The organism is Candidatus Binataceae bacterium (assembly GCA_035508495.1).
GTDB lineage: Bacteria > Desulfobacterota > Binatia > Binatales > Binataceae > JASHPB01.
Genome location: DATJMX010000002.1, coordinates 120,524 through 143,253, shown reverse-complemented (window position 1 = coordinate 143,253; position 22,730 = coordinate 120,524). Strand labels below are relative to the sequence as shown.

21 protein-coding genes are annotated in these 22,730 nt (G+C 62.1%); 15 read left to right on the top strand and 6 right to left on the bottom strand.

Annotated features, from left to right (window positions below; all coding sequences use genetic code 11):
• Positions 1–152: 152 nt before the first annotated feature.
• Positions 153–767, bottom strand: coding sequence for an ABATE domain-containing protein (locus tag VMA09_01685; GenBank protein ID HUA32288.1), 615 nt, complete (start codon positions 765–767; stop codon positions 153–155).
• 101 nt (positions 768–868) lie between these two features.
• Here VMA09_01685 and VMA09_01680 point away from each other — a divergent pair, with 101 nt between their 5' ends.
• The 11 genes from VMA09_01680 (at position 869) to VMA09_01630 (ending at position 11,232) form a co-directional block, all read left to right on the top strand.
• Positions 869–1,246, top strand: coding sequence for a VOC family protein (locus VMA09_01680; GenBank protein HUA32287.1), 378 nt, complete (start codon positions 869–871; stop codon positions 1,244–1,246).
• Positions 1,247–1,697: 451 nt separating this feature from the next.
• Positions 1,698–2,165, top strand: a complete 468-nt coding sequence (locus VMA09_01675; protein HUA32286.1) for a hypothetical protein — start codon at positions 1,698–1,700, stop codon at positions 2,163–2,165.
• A 311-nt stretch (positions 2,166–2,476) separates the two neighbouring features.
• Entirely contained in the window at positions 2,477–2,863 is a 387-nt protein-coding gene (locus VMA09_01670) for a hypothetical protein (protein ID HUA32285.1), read from the top strand.
• Between the two features lie 447 nt (positions 2,864–3,310).
• On the top strand, positions 3,311–4,606 hold the full coding sequence (locus tag VMA09_01665; protein HUA32284.1) for a cytochrome c peroxidase: 1,296 nt from the start codon (positions 3,311–3,313) through the stop codon (positions 4,604–4,606).
• A gap of 24 nt (positions 4,607–4,630) precedes the next feature.
• Positions 4,631–5,779 (top strand): metallophosphoesterase, encoded by a 1,149-nt coding sequence (locus VMA09_01660; protein HUA32283.1) that lies wholly within the window; start codon positions 4,631–4,633, stop codon positions 5,777–5,779.
• 34 nt (positions 5,780–5,813) lie between these two features.
• A complete protein-coding gene (locus VMA09_01655; GenBank protein HUA32282.1) occupies positions 5,814–6,554 on the top strand; it encodes a hypothetical protein in 741 nt (246 codons plus the stop codon).
• A gap of 79 nt (positions 6,555–6,633) precedes the next feature.
• Positions 6,634–7,431, top strand: coding sequence for an alpha/beta hydrolase (locus tag VMA09_01650; GenBank protein HUA32281.1), 798 nt, complete (start codon positions 6,634–6,636; stop codon positions 7,429–7,431).
• A gap of 63 nt (positions 7,432–7,494) precedes the next feature.
• Positions 7,495–8,376: a MaoC family dehydratase N-terminal domain-containing protein gene (locus tag VMA09_01645; GenBank protein HUA32280.1), complete on the top strand. Its 882-nt coding sequence runs from the start codon at positions 7,495–7,497 to the stop codon at positions 8,374–8,376.
• 13 nt (positions 8,377–8,389) lie between these two features.
• Entirely contained in the window at positions 8,390–9,499 is a 1,110-nt protein-coding gene (locus tag VMA09_01640; GenBank protein HUA32279.1) for an S-(hydroxymethyl)glutathione dehydrogenase/class III alcohol dehydrogenase, read from the top strand.
• A gap of 141 nt (positions 9,500–9,640) precedes the next feature.
• Positions 9,641–10,069 carry a hypothetical protein gene (locus VMA09_01635; protein ID HUA32278.1) on the top strand — a complete coding sequence of 143 codons (429 nt, stop codon included), beginning with the start codon at positions 9,641–9,643 and terminating at the stop codon, positions 10,067–10,069.
• Between the two features lie 8 nt (positions 10,070–10,077).
• Complete coding sequence (locus VMA09_01630; protein ID HUA32277.1) at positions 10,078–11,232, top strand: acyl-CoA dehydrogenase family protein; 1,155 nt, start codon at positions 10,078–10,080, stop codon at positions 11,230–11,232.
• An 85-nt stretch (positions 11,233–11,317) separates the two neighbouring features.
• On the opposite strand, the gene VMA09_01625 is transcribed toward VMA09_01630, so the two are convergent.
• Both VMA09_01625 and VMA09_01620 read right to left on the bottom strand, forming a co-directional pair.
• Positions 11,318–11,734 (bottom strand): nuclear transport factor 2 family protein, encoded by a 417-nt coding sequence (locus VMA09_01625; GenBank protein ID HUA32276.1) that lies wholly within the window; start codon positions 11,732–11,734, stop codon positions 11,318–11,320.
• 55 nt (positions 11,735–11,789) lie between these two features.
• Complete coding sequence (locus tag VMA09_01620; GenBank protein ID HUA32275.1) at positions 11,790–12,656, bottom strand: class II fructose-bisphosphate aldolase; 867 nt, start codon at positions 12,654–12,656, stop codon at positions 11,790–11,792.
• Between the two features lie 335 nt (positions 12,657–12,991).
• On the opposite strand from VMA09_01620, the gene VMA09_01615 reads away from it, so the two are divergent.
• Positions 12,992–15,442 (top strand): glycogen/starch/alpha-glucan phosphorylase, encoded by a 2,451-nt coding sequence (locus VMA09_01615; protein HUA32274.1) that lies wholly within the window; start codon positions 12,992–12,994, stop codon positions 15,440–15,442.
• Between the two features lie 12 nt (positions 15,443–15,454).
• Here VMA09_01615 and VMA09_01610 read toward each other — a convergent pair whose 3' ends face one another.
• On the bottom strand, positions 15,455–16,123 hold the full coding sequence (locus tag VMA09_01610; GenBank protein HUA32273.1) for a TetR/AcrR family transcriptional regulator: 669 nt from the start codon (positions 16,121–16,123) through the stop codon (positions 15,455–15,457).
• 282 nt (positions 16,124–16,405) lie between these two features.
• Here VMA09_01610 and VMA09_01605 point away from each other — a divergent pair, with 282 nt between their 5' ends.
• From VMA09_01605 to VMA09_01595, 3 genes are read left to right on the top strand one after another with little or no spacing between them, the layout of a single operon-like run.
• A complete protein-coding gene (locus tag VMA09_01605) occupies positions 16,406–17,287 on the top strand; it encodes an enoyl-CoA hydratase (protein HUA32272.1) in 882 nt (293 codons plus the stop codon).
• A gap of 18 nt (positions 17,288–17,305) precedes the next feature.
• Positions 17,306–18,082, top strand: a complete 777-nt coding sequence (locus tag VMA09_01600) for an SDR family oxidoreductase (protein ID HUA32271.1) — start codon at positions 17,306–17,308, stop codon at positions 18,080–18,082.
• 2 nt (positions 18,083–18,084) lie between these two features.
• Complete coding sequence (locus tag VMA09_01595; GenBank protein HUA32270.1) at positions 18,085–19,557, top strand: MFS transporter; 1,473 nt, start codon at positions 18,085–18,087, stop codon at positions 19,555–19,557.
• Between the two features lie 184 nt (positions 19,558–19,741).
• Here VMA09_01595 and VMA09_01590 read toward each other — a convergent pair whose 3' ends face one another.
• On the bottom strand, positions 19,742–20,680 hold the full coding sequence (locus tag VMA09_01590) for an aldo/keto reductase (GenBank protein ID HUA32269.1): 939 nt from the start codon (positions 20,678–20,680) through the stop codon (positions 19,742–19,744).
• Between the two features lie 32 nt (positions 20,681–20,712).
• A complete protein-coding gene (locus VMA09_01585) occupies positions 20,713–22,551 on the bottom strand; it encodes an ATP-binding protein (GenBank protein HUA32268.1) in 1,839 nt (612 codons plus the stop codon).
• Positions 22,552–22,730 lie beyond the last annotated feature (179 nt).

Sequence of the window (22,730 nt, the reverse complement as noted above, 5' to 3'; positions counted from 1 at the left end):
CAAGCGGCCGGGCGGACTTCGCTCCTTGGAGCTATCGGCCGCGGCCGCCCTCAACTTAGCACGAGCGGGAGCGCGCTTCATCGCCTATATATGGATTCTCAGGTCCGAATTAGAACTTTTCTAATGCGTGTTGTCGCTATCGATTGCACTCTTTACGCGCCCTTTTGGCGCAAATAGTGGCGATGGGCCTTGGCGCGATTTCCGCACGCAGCCATCGAGCACCAGCGGCGGCTCTGGTTCTTGCTGTCGTCGATGAAGACCCACAGGCACCGGTCATTGGCGCAATGACGGATGCGGGCGCGATTCGAGCCGACGATCAGATCGCCTGCCGACCACAATATCGCGGCGAGAAGCGAGCTAGCCGACGGCGCGCCGATCTCGATGCGCCATCCGAATGAATCGGCCTCGGCGGCCACGCTGCTGCGCGGCGGCGCATCGGCGAGCGCGTCGTTCAGAGCATGTAGGTCCGTCGGGGCCGGTGCTGTGCCCGAACCGAGGCTGAGGAAGACGCGGTAAATCGTTTCGCGGAGTTCGATCGCATCGCGGAAAAGCTCGGCGGCGCCGCCGGGATGTTTCGAAGCCCATCGCGCCAACTCGTCCAGCATTTCGGGCGGCATTGCGCCCGACGATCGGCACCATTCGAGAAGATCCGAAAACTGATGAAGGCTCTCGGTCTTGGTACTGCCGCGCCAGAAGAGCGTGTTGGCGAAATTGAGACAAAGATCGGGGCGGGGAACAACGATCGATCGGGCGGAGCTTCGCGTCATGTCGAGATCATTCTAACCATCTTGGCGGTTGACATAAAGCTCCGGCTCGGCTATCTAACTATCTAGCCAGTTAGAAGCACCCGAGAACGGAGGGAAGGACGATGCTTAGTCACGTATCGATCGGAGTTAAGGACATCGCGCGGGCGCGCAAATTCTATGATGCGGCGTTGAAGCCGCTCGGGTACAAATGCCTGGTCGAGGGCAGCGAGTATCTGGGCTACGGTGCCGATTCGCCGGAGTACTGGATTCTAGCGGCGAGGAGCCCGGTGCCGGCAGACCCAGCCTCGGGTCTGCACTTCTGCTTCGACGCCAACAGCCGCGCCGACGTGAACGGTTTCTACGAGGCCGCGCTGCACGCGGGCGGCAAGGACAACGGCAAGCCCGGCATCCGCAAGGACTACGGCGAGAACTATTACGCCGCCTTCGCCATCGATCCCGAGGGCTACCGCCTCGAAGTCTTCACCACGAGTGCCAAGTAGGCATCGAGCGGCGGCGACGGAGCATCCGTCGCCGCCGTGCACCAACGTCAACATCGAGCCGATCTCAAATGACTGGCTTATATCCACTATGAAGATGGTGTCTGTTTCGCGCTGTTGGTTGTGTGGATGTGGGGGGGCCGCTCATATACGAAGCGACGCGTTCGGGATGGACTGCTCGCGCGAGGAAAATACCCTTTGTGATAGCGCTGATCGCGGTCGGTGCTTTATTTCGGGGTTTCTCTTCCCTTTGTTCCGCCCCTGGATGATGATCTTTTCTCTACCGGCTCTGGACCTTCCCTTTTTTCTTCCCATTTTCTTGGAAAGTAGATGACATCTTAAGAGTATGCCAGCAGAGCGGATATCGCGGAGATTTCTTGCGTTCGCTGTAATCGGGTTGGTGCTCGCATGTCCTGCCTACCTCGTTTGGTCGGCAGGCTCGGCGGACGGACCCTTGATCGACTTCGCGATTCTCGGCCTCTGCATGGCGATCAGCGTGCTCATGTCTTATCTCGCGATCGGCACGCGCCCGAATCGCCTCGAAGCGTTCTTCCTCGTGACGGGCGTCGGAGCCGCAGTGCTCTTCGCAGGCTTCGAGCTTGTCGATCTGTTCGTATGGCACCATTGGGGAGAGACGTCCGTCAGCCGTTATGCAGGCGCGCGGATGGTCGCGGCCGGTGATTGGATGCTGTTCTCGATCGTCGCATCGGCAATCGTGGCCGCACCGATCAGATGGATCGCGCGCATCGTCGGGCTGGCCGGCGCATGGCTGGCATTCAGTCTGTCGAGTTTCGAGATCGTGCCGACGCTGACGCCATTAGCAACGCCGCTGCGCTCCGGCTCGATCGTGCTCGGCATCGTCGCGCTCGTAATCACGCTACAAAGCTGGCTCCTCGCCCGCCGATCCGCACTGCGGCCTTGAATAAGTAGTAGGAAGGGCATCAACCCATTACTTTCTAAACAGTTCCAAGAAATGACCGTCATCCCGAGCGAAGTCGACGGATCTTTGGTGGCCCCGAATGGGCCGGTACCAGACATCGCGCGCAGCGCCTTCTTTGTTTTCCGATCTGGCAGAGTGCGCAGCGTCAACTACAAGCCATGCATTCATGACTGGAAGTTCGCGCCGCGCGATGCCATTATCGCACCATGAGCGCGCCTGTTCTTTGGAAACCCCGTCCAACGCCTTGGCGTTAGATTGCGCGAGGCTTGACCATAGGCTTTGGCGGTCTTGCTATGCTCTTGGCGCTCGGTAAGCTCGCCGAAGTAGCAACCCTGCAGTGGTTTGGAACGTCGGCCGCCCACAGCGTTGTTCACGCTCGGAACGTGTCGCTTGCGGTCTGGGGATACGGATTCGTGCCGGCTTACCAACTGGCTCGGGAGCAACCGACCCTCCGGGCTAAGATTCGCGTCGGAATCATCGGAGTTGTGGCCTATTTGACTGGTCTTTTGGCGCTGGCGCCGATGGTTCTCCATCAGCCGCTGCGTCCGTGGCTTTCGGCGATCATCCTCCTCGGCGGCATCTGGTCACTGATCCTCATCCCGAGCATCGCCGGCATCCGCGCCTATCGCAAAACGAGCGCGACGCCAAATCCCTGGTGGAGGACGAGCAGCAAGTGTTAACGCCGCTTCAGCCTGGCTTCGATACGGCGGCGGACTTTCTGCCAGTCTTCGAAGACGGCGCTTCCATCTGACAGCGAGCGAGCGCGGTTGCCGATCTCATCGAGCCATGCGCTTGCGGCCCCTTCGTCAGAGGTATCCTCCAGGCTTTGAACCAGTTCGCTCGCAAGTCGGGCGCGCTCGGACTGCGGTAATGCGAGCAGGCGCTCAAGTTTTGCATCCTTTGACATTAAGCTCTGGTTCTACTCCCGTGCCGGGGATTTGGCACAGGTAACCATCGCGCCGAGCGCGTCATCGAAACTGGGATTTTCGGTTTGAGCCGACGCGGTGTCGATTGTAATTTCAGTTTCAGTTGATCTTGCTGCGACAAGCTGCGAGCCTCGACTCTCGGCTGACGTTCGGCCCTTAACGCGCGGCCTGCTCGCGCCTCAAACAGGTGGAGCCATCGCAATGCCCACGCTGCGTTTCCCGATCCTCGCATTCGTCGCCGCGATGCTGATGGCGTCGTTCGCCTGCGCGCAGGAACAGAATCCGCTCGCGGCGCCGAAGTCGATGAACCAGGTCGGCTTCCCGGCCCAGCTCTACTCGTGGGTGATTCCGCCCGACAATCCGCAATCGCCGGCCAAGGTCGCGCTCGGGCGCAAACTCTTCTTCGACGATCGCCTTTCCGCCGACGGCACCGTCTCCTGCGACCAGTGTCATTCGCCGACCAAAGGCTTTACCGATCAGCTGCCGACCTCGATGGGAATCCACAAGGCCTTCGGCCAGCGCAACGCGCCGACGGTCCTGAACGCGCTCTTCAATACGCTGCAATTCTGGGACGGCCGCGCGCCCTCGCTCGAAATTCAGATCGAAGGTCCGATCACCAATCCCGTCGAGATGGGCAACAAGTCTCTCGACGATGTCGTTACCAAGGTCAAGTCGATTACCGAATACCAGCAGCCGTTCCAGGATGTGTTCGGCGGCCAAATCACGATGGGCAACATCGAAAAAGCGATCGCCGCCTACGAGCGCACGCAGATCGCCTTCGATACTCCCTTCGACCACTTCATGAATGGCGAGCAGAACGCGATCAGTCCGGCGGCCAAGCGCGGATGGGCGCTGTTCAACGGTCAGGGGCGCTGCATGACGTGTCACGGATGGAATCCGACGCAGCCGCTTTTCACCGACAATCGCTTTCACAACATCGGAGTATCCGCGCACAAGTCCGACTTTGTGCCGCTCGCACGGCAGGCGCTCGCACTCCTCCAGCGGGGCGGCGGCGGAATGATGCAGATCGATAAACTCGCGATCCAGACCGACATGAGCGGACTTGGGCGCTTCCTAATCACCAAGCAGCCGCACGATATCGGCGGCTTCCGCACGATGGGCCTGCGCAACCTGCTCGTGACGCAGCCCTACTTCCATGACGGCTCGCAGCAGACGTTGTGGGACGTGATCGATCACTACAACAAGGGCGGCGTGCAGAATCCTTATCTCGACGGCGGTCTGCTGCCGCTCGGGCTCAGCGAATCGCAGGAAGATGACCTGGTCGCGTTCCTCGCGACGCTCACCAGTCCCGAATACGCCGATGCCGCGAAGGAAGAACTCGATCTTCAGCGCAAACGATCCATGACCGATCGCCCGCAGCGTGATCTCGCGGCGGCGATGGGCAAGACCGGACTGGGTCCCGGCTTCAAAGGACCGTTCGGCGATATCGGGCCGGTGCAGAACCAGGAAAATCCCGCGCAGCTCGGCGGCTACTGATCAACCTTACGAGGCACGAAAGCGATGGCGGTACGGCACAAGAGCGTCGAAACCAAGTACATGGAAGATCGCGACAAGGCGCTGCGCAGCTTGCGCCATCTCGATCGCCGCACGTTTCTGAAAGTGCTCGCCGCGACGACCGGCGCCGTGATGTCGAAGGGGCTCATCACGCCGCATTCGTTTCAGCTCGTGAATGTCGCCAACGCGGCGGTCGACAAGACCGCGAGCGGCACGGGTGCATCGGGAACGCCGCCCTTCACGTTCGCATATATCTCCGACACTCATATGTATGTGCGCACGCTCAACCAGCGCTTCGTCAAGGGCGCCGTCAAAGCGGTCGAGGATGTCAACGCGCTCGATCCGCAACCCGACTTCGTGCTGTTCGGCGGCGACCTCGCGCAGCTCGGTCGTCCCGAGGAGCTCGAGCAGGGCCAGCAGGTGCTGAGCATGGTCAAGGCGCCGGTCAAGATGATGGTCGGAGAGCACGACTGGTTCTACGACATGGGCGACAAATGGCAGGAGCTGTTCGGCCCGCCGAATTACTCGTTCGACTGGAAGGGCGTGCACGTGATCGTCCTGATGAGCGTGCATGAGAAGGATTTCTGGACCGCGCGAGGCTTCACACCGGCGCAGCGGATGCAAACGGTCGCGGGACTCGACAATGGAATCCAGTCGCGCTTCGAGGTTGGCGATGACGAGCGCACGTGGCTGAAGAACGATCTCGCCAAGGTGCCGACCACGACACCGCTGCTCGTGTTCTCGCATTCGCCGCTCTACAAGTACTACCGCAACTGGAACTTCTGGACCGAGGACGCCGAGCAAGTCCAGGAGATACTGAAACCATATCCAAATGTCACCGTCGTTCATGGCCACACGCATCAGATGCTCTTCAATCAAATTGGAAACATCAGCTTTTACGGGATGCTCTCGACGGCGTGGCCGTGGCCCTACGCGCCCGAAGGACTGCCGCAGTTGACGGTGCAGATGAATCGCCCCGATCCATACGACCAGCTCGACGGTCTCGGCGACGGCCAGGTCAACGTCAGCAAAGAGGGCCTCGCCGACATGATGTACAACCTGTGGGATCGCAACCCGGTGACGGTGCGCTCCGAGTACCTGCGCTCCAACGGCAAGACCTACGTTCCGCCGGCGCCGCAATTCGCGAGTTACTGATTCGCCAGATGACTTCCAACCTGACGAGGCGACGATGATCTCCAAATACCCAGTCATCCGCGCGATCGCTCTGGCAGCCGCCGTCACAGCATTCGGCTCGCGCGCGCTCGCGCAGGATAATCCCACGCATGACGCTCCCGCGCCTGCGCACGGCGGCACGGTCGTGATGCTCTGCGACGGCAAGACCAGTATCGAGGTGAAGGATCTGAAGCCCGGCCAGGAGATGACTCATGACGAAGCCGAGAAGGTCAGCCGCGACCTGATGGCGAAGTGGATGGCCGCGCATCCGGGCGAGCATTGGGAGATGGCGCAGGAATCGTCGCCGCAATCGGAACCGTCAGCGGCAGCTTCGCCGATGGGCGCGCCCGCGCCGGGTAATCCCGCCGCTCCCGCTTCTGCTCCTTCGATGACCGTGCAGCAAGGCGATACATACGCGAGCTTTCAGCCGCGCGATTACAAAGTCTGGAAAGCTGAGACCGATGCGTTCGTTGCCGACGGCAAACGAATCTTCCACGATTCCAAAGCTCTTGGCAGCACGATCGGCGTGAGCTGCGACATGTGTCATCCTGACGCCTCCAACACGCATCCCGAGACCTATCCGAAGTACCAGGTGCAACTGCAGAAGGTCGCGCTGCTCCGCGATATGATCGACTGGTGCATCGAGAATCCAATCAAGGGCAAAGCGCTCGATCCCAACGATCCAAAGCTGCGCGCGCTCGAGGCCTACATCTACGCCCAACGCAAAGGCGTCCCGCTGGATTACGGCAAGCACTAGAAGTCGGCGGCGAATCTGTCACGGCTTTCATACGAGTGTCGGCGTTGGCGGCGCGATGCGCTCGCGCTAGATTCGCGGCATGTCCAAGCAGCGTGTTGGCGATATCGACATCTTCTACGAGATTCATGGCGACGGACCGCAGACTCTGGTTGCGATCCGCGGGCTCGGATCGAACTTGTGTGCGTGGTACGAGCAGACGCCCGAGTTTGCACGGCACTTCCGCACCGTGGTGTTCGATAATCGCGGCGCCGGACGCACCGACAAGCCCGACGCACCATACACGATTGCGCAGATGGCGTCGGACACCGCCGGCCTGATGGACGCGCTCGGCATCCGGCGCGCAGCGCTGCTCGGCATCTCGATGGGCGGAATGATCGCGCAGGAGTTCGTGCTTCATTATCCAGAGCGCCTGAGCTGCCTCATCCTCGGATGCACTCACTTTGGCGGCCACGACGTTGTCCAGGCCGATCCCGCGATCGTCGGCGCAGTCGTCGCGGGTGCCAATGCCACCGCCCAGCAGCAGAAGCTGCAGCTCAAAGCGGTGTTCACCGACGCTACGATCGAGCGCCGTCCCGACGTCGTGAAGAAGGACCAGGAGATGCGCGCGATGTATCCGATCCCGCAGTTCGCGCTCGCGCGCCAGGTCGGCGCGGTGGTGGGCTTCGACGCGAGCAGCCGTATCGCATCGATCAATCTGCCAACGATGGTGATCGGCGGTCGCGACGATCGTCTCGTGCCGTTCGCGAATTCAAAATTGATCGCATCGCGAATCCCGCGCGCGAAGTTGGTCGAGCTGCCGGGCGGTCACCTTTTCTTCGTCGAGTATCCAGCCGAGTTCAATCGCGCCGTCGTCGATTTCGTGAAGGCCAATCCTTAGCGGTCCCCCAATCGTATCTCGTACGGATGGACCCTCGCCCGGTGAGCGCGTAGATCTACGGCTATGCCGCTGTCATCAGCGATTGTCGGCGCCGCCTCCAAGCCCGTCGCGACCAAAATCGATTCGCGATGGACGATGGCCTATGCCGCAGGACTCGGCGACGCCCTGCCGTGCTATCTCGACACCACGCGCGAGGCGGGCGTGATCGCGCATCCGATGTTCCCGGTCTGCTTCGAATGGCCGCTGATCCTCAACATGCGCCACGAGATCGGCAACGTCGGCCTGACGACTGAAGAGGCGCTGCGCGGCGTGCATGCGACGCACGATGTCGTGCTCCATCGCCCGATCCGCGCGGACGAGGATCTCACCTCGCAGCTCACCGTCGCGGGCGTCGAGCGTCGCAAGCCGGGCGCGTTCATGGTCGCGCGAATCGACACCACCGACGACAGCGGTATTCCCGTCTGCACCACCTGGTATGGCACGCTGTATCGCGATGTCGCGGTCGAAGGCGCGGACTTCCCGGCGAAGATCATGCCGCTTCCGCCGCCGCCGCTGATCGCCGAAGGTGAGCCGCTCGACGAAGCCGAGATCGACATCCCGGCCGGCATGGCTCACGTCTATACCGAGTGTGCGCGAATCTTCAATCCGATTCACACCGACGCGGCCGTCGCGCGCGCCGCGGGACTTCCTGAAATCATTCTCCACGGCACGGCGACGCTTGCGGTTGCCGTGTCGCGAATTGTCGAGTTCGAGTCGACGAAGCATCCGGAGCGAGTCGCGCGGATCGCGGGGCGCTTCGGCGCGATGGTCAGCATGCCGTCGATCCTCACCGTGCGCGTCATCGCGCGCGATTCCGCGCCCGACGGAACGTCGATCTTTTTCGAGGCGCTCAATCATCAAGGCAAGCTCGCGATCCGTGACGGAGTCGTCACCTTTCGCGCCTGATTCGGGAGCAGCAGTGAAAGTCAAAGCCGCAGTCGCAAACAAGGCGGGTGAGCCGCTCGAAGTCACCACGGTCGATCTCGAAGGGCCGCGCACCGGCGAAGTCCTGGTCGAGATCAAAGCGACGGGAGTCTGTCATACCGATGCGTTCACGCTCTCGGGCGCCGATCCCGAGGGCCTCTTCCCCTGCATCATGGGGCACGAGGGCGCCGGCATCGTGGTGGAGATCGGCGCGGGCGTGACGACGCTGCGCCGCGGCGATCACGTGATTCCGCTCTACATCCCGGAATGCCGCAACTGCCCCTCGTGCCTGTCGGGCAAGACCAATCTCTGCACCGCGATTCGCGAGACCCAGGGCCGCGGCGTGATGCCCGATGGCACTAGCCGCTTCTCGCGCAACGGTAAATTGATTCATCACTACATGGGCACCTCGACGTTCTCGAACTTCACCGTCGTGCCCGAGATCGCGCTGGCCAAGGTTCGCGAGGACGCGCCCTTCGACAAGATCTGCTACATCGGATGCGGCGTCACCACAGGTATTGGCGCCGTGCTCAACACGGCGAAGGTCCAGGCCGGCGATCGGGTCGTGGTGTTCGGCCTCGGTGGAATCGGCCTCAACGTGATCCAGGGCGCGCGGCTCGCCGGCGCGGCGATGATCGTCGGCGTCGATATCAACGCCGGGCGCAAGCCGATCGCCGAGAAATTCGGCATGACACATTTTGTCAACCCGAAAGAGGTCGAGGGCGATCTCGTGCCGTACCTCGTCAACCTGACCAAGGGCGGCGCCGACTTCTCCTTCGAATGCGTTGGCAACGTGCAACTCATGCGCCAGGCGCTGGAATGCTGTCAACGCGGATGGGGCACGTCGGTTATAATCGGCGTCGCGGGCGCGGGTCAGGAAGTCGCGACGCGGCCGTTCCAGCTCGTCACCGGGCGCACCTGGAAGGGCACGGCCTTCGGTGGCGCCAAGAGCCGCCGCGACGTGCCGAAGATCGTCGAGTGGTACATGGACAAGCGCATCAATATCGACGACCTCATCACTCACACCATGCCGCTGGAACAAATCAACGAGGCGTTCGACCTGATGCACGCGGGCAAATCGATTCGGAGCGTGGTCACGTTCTAAATGTTCCGCCGGGCACACTTCGCGCCGCGGACACTGACGATCGCGGCGCTGGTCGCCTGCGCGATCGGCGGATGCTCGCTGTTTCAGCATCAGCCGACCGCGCGGGAACGCTTTGCGGATGCGCTCTCGCGCGGCAATTCGATGGAAGCGGCCGCGATCTGGCGCTCGATGACGCCGGACGAGAAAGAGGATTTCGCGCTTGGCAACGGGATGAAGCCCGACCCCGAAATGGAAGCGGCAGCGAAGAAGGAAGCCGAGCAGCAACAGCAGCAAAATCAGAACGCCGCGCCCGACGCGTCTTCTGATAGCACTTTGTCAACTGATGATGATGACGGCCGTTCCGGCAAAACGCTCGCGGACTTTTTTCACGGTGCTAACGGCAAGGACAGAATTACCGACGATAACGGCCAGAGCGGACGCACGTTGTCGGACTTCATTCCCTATATGAAGGGCCGCGGCGCCAATCAGGATCAACCGTCGGAAAACTCCGGCAACTCCGCTCCGGCCGCGCAGGCCGAGCCGATGGACTCGCAACCCGCGCCGCCAAGCGACGAAATTCAGGTCAGATAGATTTAACGATGGACTTCGCACTAAGCCCCGACCAGACGCTCCTTCAGAACACGCTACGTGACTTCGCGATGCGCGAGCTTCTGCCCGCATACGCCTCGCGCGATGCTGACGCCGATCTGCCGGCATCACTTATCCGCAAAGTCGGAGAGTTGGGACTGCTCGCGCCGATGGTCGAGGCGAAGCACGGCGGCTCCGGTCTTGACTACGTGTCACTGGGGATGGCGCACGAGGAGATCGCGCGCGGCGACTTCAATGTCGCGTACGTGCTGCTGCTCTCGTCGCTGGTGGGCGCGATCGTCGCGCGCAATGGCGACGATCGGCAGCGCGCCGAGATCCTGCCGGCGATCTGCCGCGGCGATATCGTGCCTGCCCTCGGTGTCACCGAACCGGGCGGCGGTTCCGATGCGGCCCACGTGAAGCTCGCGGCGCGGCGTGACGGCGATTCGTATGTGCTGAACGGTGAGAAGACCTCGATCTCCTTCGCGTCGGGTGCGGCAGGCGCGCTCGTGATGGCGCGGACCGGCACCCTCGAGCAGGCCGCGCGCGGAGTCAGCGCCTTCTACGTCGATCTCAACGCGCCGGGCGTCAGCCGCACGCGCTTTCGCGATCTCGGCTCGCGTGCCATCGGCCGCGGCTCGATCTTTTTCGACTCGGTGCGAGTGCCCGCAGCGATGCGAGTCGGCGCGGAGGGCATGGGCTTCATCCAGGTGATGCAGGGCTTCGATTTCAGCCGCTCCCTCATCGGCCTGATGTGTATCGGTGCGGCGGAGCAAAGCGTCGAGGAGACCTGCCGCTACGTCGATGAGCGCCAGGCGTTCGGCGGCAGCCTCGCCAGATTCGAGGGCGTCTCCTTCCCGCTCGCGGAAGCGGCGGTCCGCCTGCGCGCCGCGCGGCACCTCTGCTACGAGGCGCTATGGCTGAAGGATCGCAACGAGCCGCACGGCTGGGTATCGGCGGGCGCGAAGTGGCTCGCGCCGGAGCTGGCCGCCCAGGTCCTTCATCAGTGCCTGCTGCTCCACGGCCATCTCGGCTTCAGCCTTGACCTGCCGCATCAACAACGGATGCGCGACGTGATCGGCCTCGAAATCGGCGACGGCACCGCGCAAATCATGAAGTCGCTCGTAGCCCGCGAGATCATCGGCAAAAACGCCCGCCCGTACTGATCGCGCGGTCGTCGGGTCTGCGCGCGGCCGTTCTGACTGCCGCTAGATTGTCACCAGGCGACCGCGAGCAAAGCTTGACAATCCGTCATCGGTAGCGGCGATCGGATTCCTTGATCGGATAGTCGTTGGCGCTCATGTCGCGGCGCCGATTGAGGCCTTGTTCGTCGAATTCCCAGTGCTCGTTGCCGTGGGTGCGGTACCATTGACCGGATGCGTCATGCCATTCGTACTCGAAGCGCACCGAGATGCGGTTATCGTTAAAGCACCACAGCTCTTTCATCAACCGGTAGTCGAGCTCCTGGTCCCATTTGCGCCGCAGGAACTCCTTGATCGCGGCGTGGCCCTTCATGAACTCGGTGCGATTGCGCCAGTCGGAGTCTTCAGAGTAGCCGCGCGCGACGATCTCGGGATCGCGCGTGTTCCACGCATCCTGGGCGGCTCTGACCTTGGCGAGCGCGGTCTCGCGCGTGAACGGTGGACGAATCGCTGTGGTCTTCTCCATGATTTTCACCAGCGATTCGATGCCCGATGCAATCTCGCAGTTACGCGGGCCGGGACTAAATGAAGTTGAAGAGCTTGAGCCGCGCCTCGACGATTTGTTTGATGCCGGCGACGGCGTCGGCGAGCAGCTTGTAGGGCGTCACTTCGTTGGGCTTGGCTTTGAGCGCCGCTTCGATGCCGCGGCGCCATGCGATGCGGATCTCGGTGTTGACGTGAACGATCGACATGCCGTTTTTGATCGCGGTGCGAAAGTCGTCGTCGTGAGTGCCGGAGCCGCCGTGCAGCGTCATGAAGGCGGGCGTGGCCTTGCCGAGCTCGGCGATGCGCCCGAGATCGAGCCGCTTCTCGGCCTTGCCTTCGACCATGCTCGCGAGCATCCCGTGCATGTTGCCGACCGCGGGCGCCAGCACATCGACCTTGGTCTCGGCGACGAACTGCCGCGCCTCTTCGGGCGTCGATAGCGCGCTCATGTTGTCCGGCTTCTTGTCGAGAATCGCCGATGCGGAACCGATGTAGCCGATTTCGCCCTCGATCAGGATTTTGGGGTTGATCGTCTTGAGAACCTCGACCGCGTGCTTGGTCTCAACGAGGTTCTTGTCGAACGGCAGCGCCGAGCCATCGAAAATGATTTCGTCGAAGCCAGCACGTGCCGCCGCCTCGGCATGCTCGAGCGAGTGCGTGTGGTCGGCGTTGAGGTAGATGTCGAGGCCGTATTGCTCGCGCGCGCTTTTAACCAGCTCGACGGCTTCATAGACGCCGACGAATTCGCGCTCGCCCTCCGACACTCCGACCATCACCGGCAGCTTGAGCTCGACCGCCGCGTCAACGATCGCGTTGAACCCGGCGAGATCGGAGAAGTTGAAATGCCCGACGGCGACCTTTCGCCGCCGCGCATCGGCAAGGACATCGACCAGTGGCTTCATGCCAATGAGTGTAACGATGGGTCATCGTTGTGCCTAATCCAGAATTTCATCCGTTGGTATGAGAAGGGTCGCCGCGGCCATCGGCTGGTCCGGCGCGGCGGCCTCCGACCGCGATTGGCGATAACTTGTTGAAAAATGCTACGCAGCCAAGGGTGGAATAATCGCGCGCCGGTCTGGAATGTCGCGGCGTTTCGATACAGGATTGAGATGGATGCGGAGTCGTGTGCCGGGGGATTCCTGTCGAAAGTGCTGCACACCGGTGCCGCAAGTCACGCGCGGCGGCAATGCGTTAGCAACGCCCGCGCGCCGCTAGCTTTTGCAGGATTGACGACAGAATGGCTGTTCCCCCGGTTGCGGATTCAAACCTGAACCTCTTCAGGAATCTGATCGAGCATCACGTCCGATTCACGCTCGCCAAGCGGCGGATGCAGCTCACCCGCCACGACTGGTATCGCGCGACGGCACTCGTCGTCCGCGACATGCTGGTCGAGAAAATGCTCACCACGCGGCGGCGCTTCGATCGCAGCAACGCCAAGAAGCTCTATTACCTCTCGCTCGAGTTCCTGATCGGGCGCTCGCTCGAGAACAATCTTTTCAATCTCGGCATTATCGACACTTGCCGCGACTTTCTCGCCGACAACGGCGTCGATATGCGCACGCTGTTCGACGAAGAGCCCGACGCCGCGCTCGGCAACGGCGGCCTCGGCCGCCTCGCCGCCTGCTTCCTCGATTCGCTCGCCACGCTCGACATGCCGGGCTACGGCTACGGCATCAACTACGAGTTCGGTCTCTTCAAGCAGGAGATTCGCGACGGCTACCAGGTCGAGCGTCCCGATTCGTGGCAGCGCGAGCGCTCGCCGTGGCTGGTCGCGCGCTCCGAGGAAGTGGTCCGCATTCCGGTCTACGGCCGCATCGAGCATCGCATCGATCGCCGCGGCGAATACACGCCGACCTGGGTCGATCACCGCACTCTCGTCGGTGTGCCGTCCGATCTGCCGATTGCAGGCTTCGGCGGCCATACCGTCAACTACGTGCGGCTCTATTCCGCGGGCGCATCGGACGAGTTCGACATGCAGATCTTCAACGCCGGCGACTATATGAAAGCCGTCGAGCAGAAGATGGTCTCGGAAACCGTGTCGCGCGTGCTCTATCCGTCCGACGCGGTGCAGGCCGGCCGCGAGCTGCGCCTGTTGCAGGAATACTTCTTCGTCGCCTGCGCGGTGCGCGATATCGTGCGCACCTACCTCGAGCGCGGCGAGGAAGACTTTGGCGATTTTCCATCGAAAGTGGCTATTCAGCTCAACGATACTCATCCGACACTGGCTATTGCCGAGCTGATGCGCCTGCTGGTCGATGAGTACGATCTCAAGTGGGAAGTGGCGTGGAAGGTGACGCAGCAGACCGTCGCCTACACCAATCACACCCTGATGCCCGAGGCGCTGGAGCGCTGGCCGCTCGGACTCCTCGAGCGCGTCGTCCCGCGCCATCTGCAGATCATTTATGAGATCAACCGCCGCTTCCTGAGCCGTGTGACCGAGCTTTATCCCGACGATCACGAATTGCCGCGCCGGGTCGCGATCGTCGAGGAAGGTTACGAAGGCCAGGTGCGGATGGCTCATCTCGCGATCGTCGGCAGCCATTCGGTAAACGGCGTGTCAGCGCTGCACTCGGAGCTGGTGAAGAATCGGCTCGTGCCCGATTTCTACAAGCTCTGGCCCGAGAGGTTCAGCAACAAGACCAACGGCGTCACGCAGCGGCGATGGCTGCTGATGGCGAATCCGCCGCTGGCCAATCTGCTCGATGCGACGATCGGTCCCGGATGGACGACGGACTTCGAGCAGGTGCGCAACATCGAGAACCTCGCCGAGCAGCCCGAGTTCCAGGCACGGATGGCGGCGCTCAAGCGTGCCAACAAGGAACGCCTCGCGCGAATAGTCAATCGCATCTCGGTGGTGGATATCGATCCGGCCGCGCTCTTCGACGTGCAGGCCAAGCGCATCCACGAGTACAAGCGGCAGTTGCTGATGGCGCTTGGGATCATCCACGAGTATTTGAAGCTCGTCGATGACGGAATCGAGCCGGCGGTTCCGCGTGCCTACCTGATCGCGGGCAAGGCCGCGCCGGGCTACTGGGCGGCGAAAATGATCATCAAGCTGATCAACAGCCTCGGCGAGATTATCAATGCGGACCCGCGCACGCGCGGAATGATCAAAGTGGCATTCCTTCCCGATTACCGCGTGTCGCTGGCCGAGCGAATCATGCCCGCCGCGGACGTGTCGGAGCAGATCTCAACCGCGGGCTTCGAGGCTTCGGGCACCGGCAACATGAAATTCGCGATGAACGGCGCACTGACTATTGGCACCCTCGACGGCGCCAATATCGAGATTCGCGAGGCGGTCGGCGCTGAGAATTTCTTCCTGTTCGGGCTGACCGCTGAGGAGATCGCGGAGATGCGCCGCGCCGGCAGCTACAAGCCGCATAGCTACTACGAATCCGATCCGCGGCTTAAGCGCGTGCTCGACGAGCTCGCGTCGGATCGCTTCTGCCCCAAGGAGCCGGGCCTTTTCCGATGGATTCGCGACCTGCTGCTCGATCGCGACGAGTATTTTCTCCTGGGCGACTTCGGCCCGTACGTCGATACTCAGTCCGAAATATCCAAATTATATGTCCAGGAAGAAGTCTGGATAAAGAAAGCGATTCTGAATATCGCCCGCGTCGGCCGCTTCTCAAGCGACCGCACCGTCGCCGAATACGCCCAGGAAATCTGGGCCCTCACCCCTTCGTGATCGAGCCGCTGTCTAGCGCTGTTTCAGAACGCTCCTCACGAGTTGCTCCGTGACCTCCTCGACGATCCACTGCGGTTTCCATTTGCCGTTTTCGCGGTACCAGTTGGCAACCGTGAAGGCGCCGCGCAGGATCACGAAGCTCATCAGCTTTGCGTCGCCGGCGATGAAAACTCCCTTTTCGATTCCCATGCGCAGGATGTTCGTGAACATGTGTTCGTAGCGCCGGCCGATGGAGCGGATGCGCTTGCGATTCGCGGCGCTTAGCGACACCGGATCCGGCACCAGCGGCTCGTAGCGATCGCGTTCTTCGTAGATTCTGCCAACGATGCTCGCCGTCGCTTTGCGCAGGAGCACCGCGGGATCGGTTTCGCCTGAGCGCACGATCGCATTTAGTTGATCGAGCAGGCGGCCGACCGCGTCGACGCGGATCTCGGTGAAGATCTCCTCTTTGCTGCGGAAGTAGTGGTAGATGTGGCCCTTGGCGAGGCCGCATTCGTGCGCGATCTGATCCATGTTGGTGGCGTCGAAGCTCGCGTGTGCAAACGCGCGTGCCGCGCCGACCAGGATTTCGCGGCGGCGCTCGGCCGCCTTCGCGACGTTGCGGACGCGATAGCCGCGGACGCCGACCGGCGGCTTCGCAGACTCGCGCGCTGACTCAGATTTTGGCTGTCGCGAGGCCATTGGAGAAATTACTTACTCCCCCTTGACTGGAACGGAGATTTTAGAATATCCATTCTATTTAGAATAGACGTTCTAAACAGCTATGGAAAGACCCCGGCCAGTAATTATGCGCATCGAGACGCGGAAATCACAAACCCTGCGGCACGCGCTACTGAAATGCGCGTGGGGAAAGAAAGCCTCGTCGCGATCCGCTAGGAGGCCGAGCCCGGAAGCGGTTAGAGTGCGCGAGCAAACAACCTAACCGCGGCGGCTCCTCAGGAGCGGCGCAAAAGGAACAAGCTCATGGCGCGTAAAGGCAAACAGGCCAATATCAGCTCGACGTTCGAACGAATCCGCTACGAAACTCCGGCCCCGCATATCGCACGCGTCGTGCTGGCGCGATCCGAACAGCGCAACGCGCAGGATCGCAAGATGCTCTACGAACTCGACCGCGCGTTTCGAATCGCGGTCACCGACAACGACATTAAAGTCATCGTCATCGCGGCCGACGGTCCGCATTTTTCATCGGGACACGACCTCAACGATCGCGCCGACCTGAATGACTTCGACACTGTCAGCCTCTGGGGCGGATTCGACGAGGACGGCCAGGCCGGCATGATGAACGGCGAGGAGGAGATCTACCTCGGCTTCTGCTGGCGATGGCGCAACCTGCCCAAGCCGACAATCGTGCAGGTGCAGGGCAAGGTGATCGCCGGCGGACTGATGCTGGTGTGGCCGTTCGATATCGTGGTCGCGAGCGACGATGCGACCTTCTCGGACCCCGTGGTCGCGTTCGGCGTCAACGGTCATGAATTTTTCACCCATGCGTGGGAGCTCGGCGCGCGCAAGGCCAAGGAGATGCTCTTCACGGGCGCGGCCTTCACCGCCCAGGAATGCCATCAGCTCGGCATGGTCAACGTCGTGGTGCCGCGCGCCAACCTCGAAGCCGCCACGCTCGAGCTCGCGGAGCGCATCGCCAAGCGGCCGATGGTCGGGCTGCGCCTGGCGAAGATGGCCGTCAATCAGAGCCTCGACGCGCAGGGGCAGTGGACTGCTGTTCAGTCCGCCTTCTCGCTGCATCACATCGGACATGCCAACGCTCGCGCCAAGTATGGTTTTCCGGTCGAGCCCAGCGGCGCCGAGTTGATTCGCAACGACGCCAAGGGCCGCAAGGCCGGAGGCTGAAACTAAAAAAGGGTTATCATGGATCGAACTTATGTCGTCACCGGCTCCGCGTCCGGCATCGGCGCGGCTACAGCGCACTATCTTCGCGAGCACGGCGGCCGCGTCATTGGGGCCGATCTTCACGATGCGGACGTGATTGCCGATCTCTCGAACGCCGAGGGCCGCGCAAAGCTGGTCGCAGATGTGAAGCGGCTCTCGGGCGGCAGGATCGACGGCATCGTCGCCAATGCCGGCGGCGGGCGCCCTGAAACAATGCTGTCGCTGAACTTCTTCGGCACGGTGGCGACGCTCGAAGGATTGCGCCCGCTGCTCGAGAGCAGTCCCGCGCCGCGCGCCGTGATGGTCTCCTCGATCGCTTCGCTGAGCCCCATCGATCCGCGAATCGTCGAAGCCTGTCTCGCCATGGATGAGGCTGGAGCGAACGCGATCGCGCGGGAGGCGTTCGACTCCGGAAAGGCCGTGCTCGATTTCTACGCGATCGCAAAGCATGCGCTGAATACGTGGTGCCGCAGAGTCGCCGGAACGCCGCAGTGGGCAGGCGCCGGGATTCCGATCAACGTCGTTGCGCCGGGACTCTTCGATACGCCCGCCGCCCGCTGGGTCCTCGACAATCCGGAGCAGCGCGCGGCGATGGGCCAGATGATACCGATGCAGGGTCAGTATCCCGCCCGTCCCGAGCGCATGGCCTCGATTCTCGCCTGGTGTGTGGGCGAGGAAAACTCCGTGATGACAGGGCAGATCATCTACGTCGATGGTGGCTTCGAATGCGTGACGCGCGGAGAGCGAACCTGGTGAGCATGGATTCGAACAATCGTCCGCCGCTGACTCTTTCCACCAATATCTTCTACGGCTTCGGCTCTGTCGCCTTCGGCGTGCATCAGGTCGCGCTGACTTCGATCCTGATGCTGTACTTCAACCAGGTCGTCGGATTGCCGGCGGCGTGGGTCGGCATGGCCATGATGGTCACGATGGTGTTCGACGCGATTTGCGATCCGCTGATCGGCGAATGGTCCGATCACGCGCACTCGCGATGGGGCCGGCGCCATCCCTTCATGTACGCCTCCGCGCTGCCTGCGGCGGTCGCGTTTTATTTCCTGTTCGTTCCGCCGATCGGATGGTCGCAACGCTACCTCTTCGTCTTCATGGTGGTGATGCTCGTGCTGGTGCGCCTGTTGCTCAGCCTCTACGAGATTCCGAGCACAGCGCTCGGCCCCGAGCTCACCTATGACTACGACCAGCGCACCACGCTGATGGGCTCGCGATTCTTTTTCGGCGCGGTCGGCGGCGCCGTAATCGCGGTGCTCGCGTTCCAGGTCTTCCTGCGCAAGGACGCAACGCATCCGCTGGGCGTGCTGAATCGCGCGGGCTATGAGCAGTTCGGACTCGTTTCGGCGATAGCGATTTTCGTTTCGATCATCGTCTCGTGCCTTGGCACGCATCGCTTTATCGACAGCGTCGTTCACGAACCGGAGGAAAAGAGTCCATGGCGTGAGAAGCTGCGCGAGGTCACCGGCACGGTGACCAACCGCTCGTTCATCGCGCTTGCCGTGTCGGGGACAATCGGCGCGATTTCGATGGGAGTGACGCAGGGCCTCGAGCTCTATATCGCGAATTACTACTTTGAGCTCACGCCCGCGCAGATTTCATATATCGTCGCGCTCATGCTGCCCGCCGCCTTGCTCGGCGTCGTGCTCTCCACGCCGGTATCGAGCCGGTTCGGAAAGAAGCCCTCGATGATCGCGGTGTTATTCGGCTCGCTGTTCTTTGGCTATACGACTCTCATCGCGATGCGCCTGATCGGCATCCTGCCCGCGAACGGCACGCATGCGTTGCTCACGCTGCTGCTCGTCTTCCGCTTCTTCTCGCTGACACTCGGTCTCATGGGATTCATCATCGCGACTTCGATGATGGCGGACGTGGTCGAGGACGCCGCCATTGCGACGGGACACCGCTCGGAGGGGTTGCTGTTCGCCGCGAACGGCCTGATTGCGAAATGCGTCACTGGCCTCGGCACGTTCCTGTCCGGGCTCGTCCTGGCGTGGGTCAGTTTCCCGCAGCATGCGATTCAGGGGCAGGTCGATCCCGCCGTGCTTCGCCATCTCGGCATGGTGTTCCTACCGTTGGTAGTGGCCTTTGGCGCGGTCTCGATCGCGGTCTTGATGTTCTACGACATCGATCGCACAACGCACGAGCGAAACGTCGAGCAGCTCAAGACGAAGCTGGATCGGAACGTCGCGAGCGAAGATCGCGCGCGAGCGGTCGGATTCTAAATCAGACCCGCGGCCAACAGTGCGAACGGCCCTGTGCGATCTGCTCCCGCTCGCCTTGCTCACTTCCCTCACCATGACAAAAAAACCGCTTGCCACGCGCTTCACTCCACTCGGCCAAGGCTGTCGGAGTCGAAGTGCCCGCCCCTGACCGAGCCGAACGGATCTGGAGCGCCCCGAGGGATCGCTAGTGAGTCAGTTTGTCAACTTCGGCGAATTCTTCGGCGCTCAGCTTCCAGGCGCCCGACTTGACGTTGTCGGTGACCTGTTGCGGCGAGGTCGCGCCGGCGATGACGCTCGAGACCTGGGGATTCGACGCGAGCCAGCTCATCGCAAGCTCGAGGATCGAATGACCGCGCGCCTTGGCGAAGGCCGTCAGCTTATCGACCGCGTCGAGGTTCTTCTCAGTCATGAGCTGGTCGGCAAATCGTTTCATGAGCGCGAGCCGCGTGCCCTGCGGCAGGGCTTCGCCGCGGGCGTATTTGCCGGTGAGCAGGCCGCTCGCGAGTGGGAAGTAGGGCAGGATCCCGACGCCGAATTGCTTACAGGCCGGAACCAGCTCGCGCTCGACGCGCCGCTCGAGCAGGTTGTAGTGGTTCTGGGCCGAAACGTAGTGCGCGAGGCTCTCGCTGCGCGAGATACAGGCAGCCTCGGCGACCTGCCATCCGGCGAAATTGCTCGAGCCGATGTAACGGACCTTGCCCGCGTGAACGAGATCGGTGAGCGCCGCGAGCGTCTCCTCCTGCGGCGTCTCGGGGTCGGGCTGATGCAGCTGATACAGATCGATGTAATCGGTGCCGAGGCGTCGCAGGCTGGCCTCGACCGCGGCTGCGATATACCTGCGCGACGCGCCCTTCATATAAGGACCGTCGCCCATCGCCATCCCGAACTTGCTTGCGACGAGTACGTCCTTGCGCCGATCGCCGAGCGCCTTGCCGAGCATTTCCTCGGATTGCCCGCGATTGCCGTAGATATCGGCGGTATCGAAGAGCGTGATGCCCTCGTCGAGTGCGCGGCTCACGACTGCGCGCGTCTCCTCGAGGCTGATCTTCATGCCGAAGTTGTTGCATCCGAGGCCGACGAGCGAAACCTTGAGTCCCGAGTTGCCGAGATTGCGAAATTCCATGGCGGTCCCTTTCTTCGATCGATGTAGGCGGTCTAAGCGGGCGTCTTGACCAGCTCGGCGCGCGCCCGAGTACGAAGGCGTGCGGTCAGGCTGCTGATTATCGCGGACAATTCCGACAATTCGACCGGCTTGACCACGTGGCTGTCGAAGCCCGAGCTCAGAATTTGCACACGGTCCTCGACGCGTCCATAGGCGGTGAGCGCGATAAGCGGCACACGAAAGTCGCGGGCCGATTCGCGCTCGCGTTTGCGAATCTCCTGCGCCAGCGAGAGCCCGTCGCGCCCGGGCATCCCGATGTCCGACACGATAACGTCAGGATCCATTCCGTCGATAAGACGCAGCGCATCGTCGACTGATTGCGCTGTATCGACTTTGGCGCCGAGCGAGCCGAGGAGTTCTTTCAGCGCGCCGCAGGCACTCTCGTCGTCGTCGGCGACGACAATATAGAGACCGTCGAGGCGCGAGAGTTCGCCCGTCCGCGTCATTGGCGCGACTGTGGGATGACGCCGCGGCTGCTCGCTGACGGGCGCTGTGCTGACCGGGAGCGGCAGCCGCACGGTGAATGTTGCACCCTTTCCGAACCCGTCGCTGTGGGCGACGATCGTGCCGCCATGCATCGTGACAAGCTGTCGTGCGATCGATAACCCGAGGCCAACTCCGACTTCAACTCGGTCGGCGCCCGGCGCCTGCCAGAACCTGTCGAACACGAGCGGCAGCGACGCAGGCTCGATACCCTTGCCGTTGTCGGCCACGATTATCTCGACGTGGGAATTGATGCGCTCCAGGCGCACCTGGATTCGTCCGCCCTTGGGCGTGAACTTCACCGCGTTGGAGACCAGGTTCCACACCACTTGCTGAAGGCGGTGCGGGTCGCCGGCGATCGGCGTGACGCGCGGATCGATCGTCTCGACGAGGCTTATCGATTTTGCGTCGGCCGCAACCCGCATCGCCTCGACTGCCGACTGCACGACATCGACGAGATCGGTGGTCTGCACGTCGAGGCGCAGGCGGCCGGACTCGATACGCGAGATGTCGAGCAGGTCTTCGATAAGCTGGGCCTGGGCCTTGGCGGCGCGCTCCATGCTCTGCACGCTGAGCCGCGCCTTGTTCGAGAGATGCTCTTCCTCGGCCAGCAGATGGCAGCGCAGCAGAATCGTATTCAGTGGATTGCGCAGCTCATGCGAAACCGTCGCGAGGAAGTTGTCCTTCAGCCGATTGGCGTCTTCCGAGCTGGCCAGGGCGCGCTCCAGATCGCCGCTCGCGAGAATAATCTGCCGCCATCCGAAGTAGCTGAGCGCAGCCGCGAGCAGAATCGAGAGGATCGGCACGAGGGTGAGAATCGCCCGCTCCCGTCGCGCGCGATCCGCGTTGCGGCGCTGCAGCAGATCGCGTTCGGTCGCGGACATCTGATCGAGGACTTCCCTTAGCTGGCGCCCGCGATCCTCCACCTGCTCAAACTGTTGCGCGTTGAAATTCTTGCCGCCGTTCGAAAGAAGCGCGTTGACCTCTGTGTTCCATCGGCCCAGCAATCCGCTCAGATCGAGAAGGCGGCGCTGCTGGACGGGGTTGTCTGAAACCAGCGTGAACAGGCGATCAGTCGCGACCGTGAGCCGGTCTTCTGCGGCGTGTAGCTTTTGCAGATATTCGGACTTCGGTTCCAGGAGGTACGATCTGAGATTGATCTTGACCGCGCTGAGATCGCTCTCGGCGTTCATTACCGAGAGCATCACGTCGTAGGTGTGCTGAACCCAATATTCAACCGATTCTTCGGATTGGACACGCCACACTATCAGCAATGCCAGGATGGCCAACGCTACGAAGGGGAAAAAGTAGCTGAGGCGCAGGCGTCGTCTAAGAGACCCACCGGCCATGTGCGCTAGAGCCCTCCTGCCGATTGGTGGATTTGCACGCGCGAGTGTTGATATCGGCTATTCAGGGCGTCGGCAATGATATTCTGAGCATAGAAGTGGGATCAACTCGATTCGGCCGTTAAGAGCAGGCAGAACCGAACCCGGACGCGAACATCGAGCCCGTAAAACTTTCACGGCGC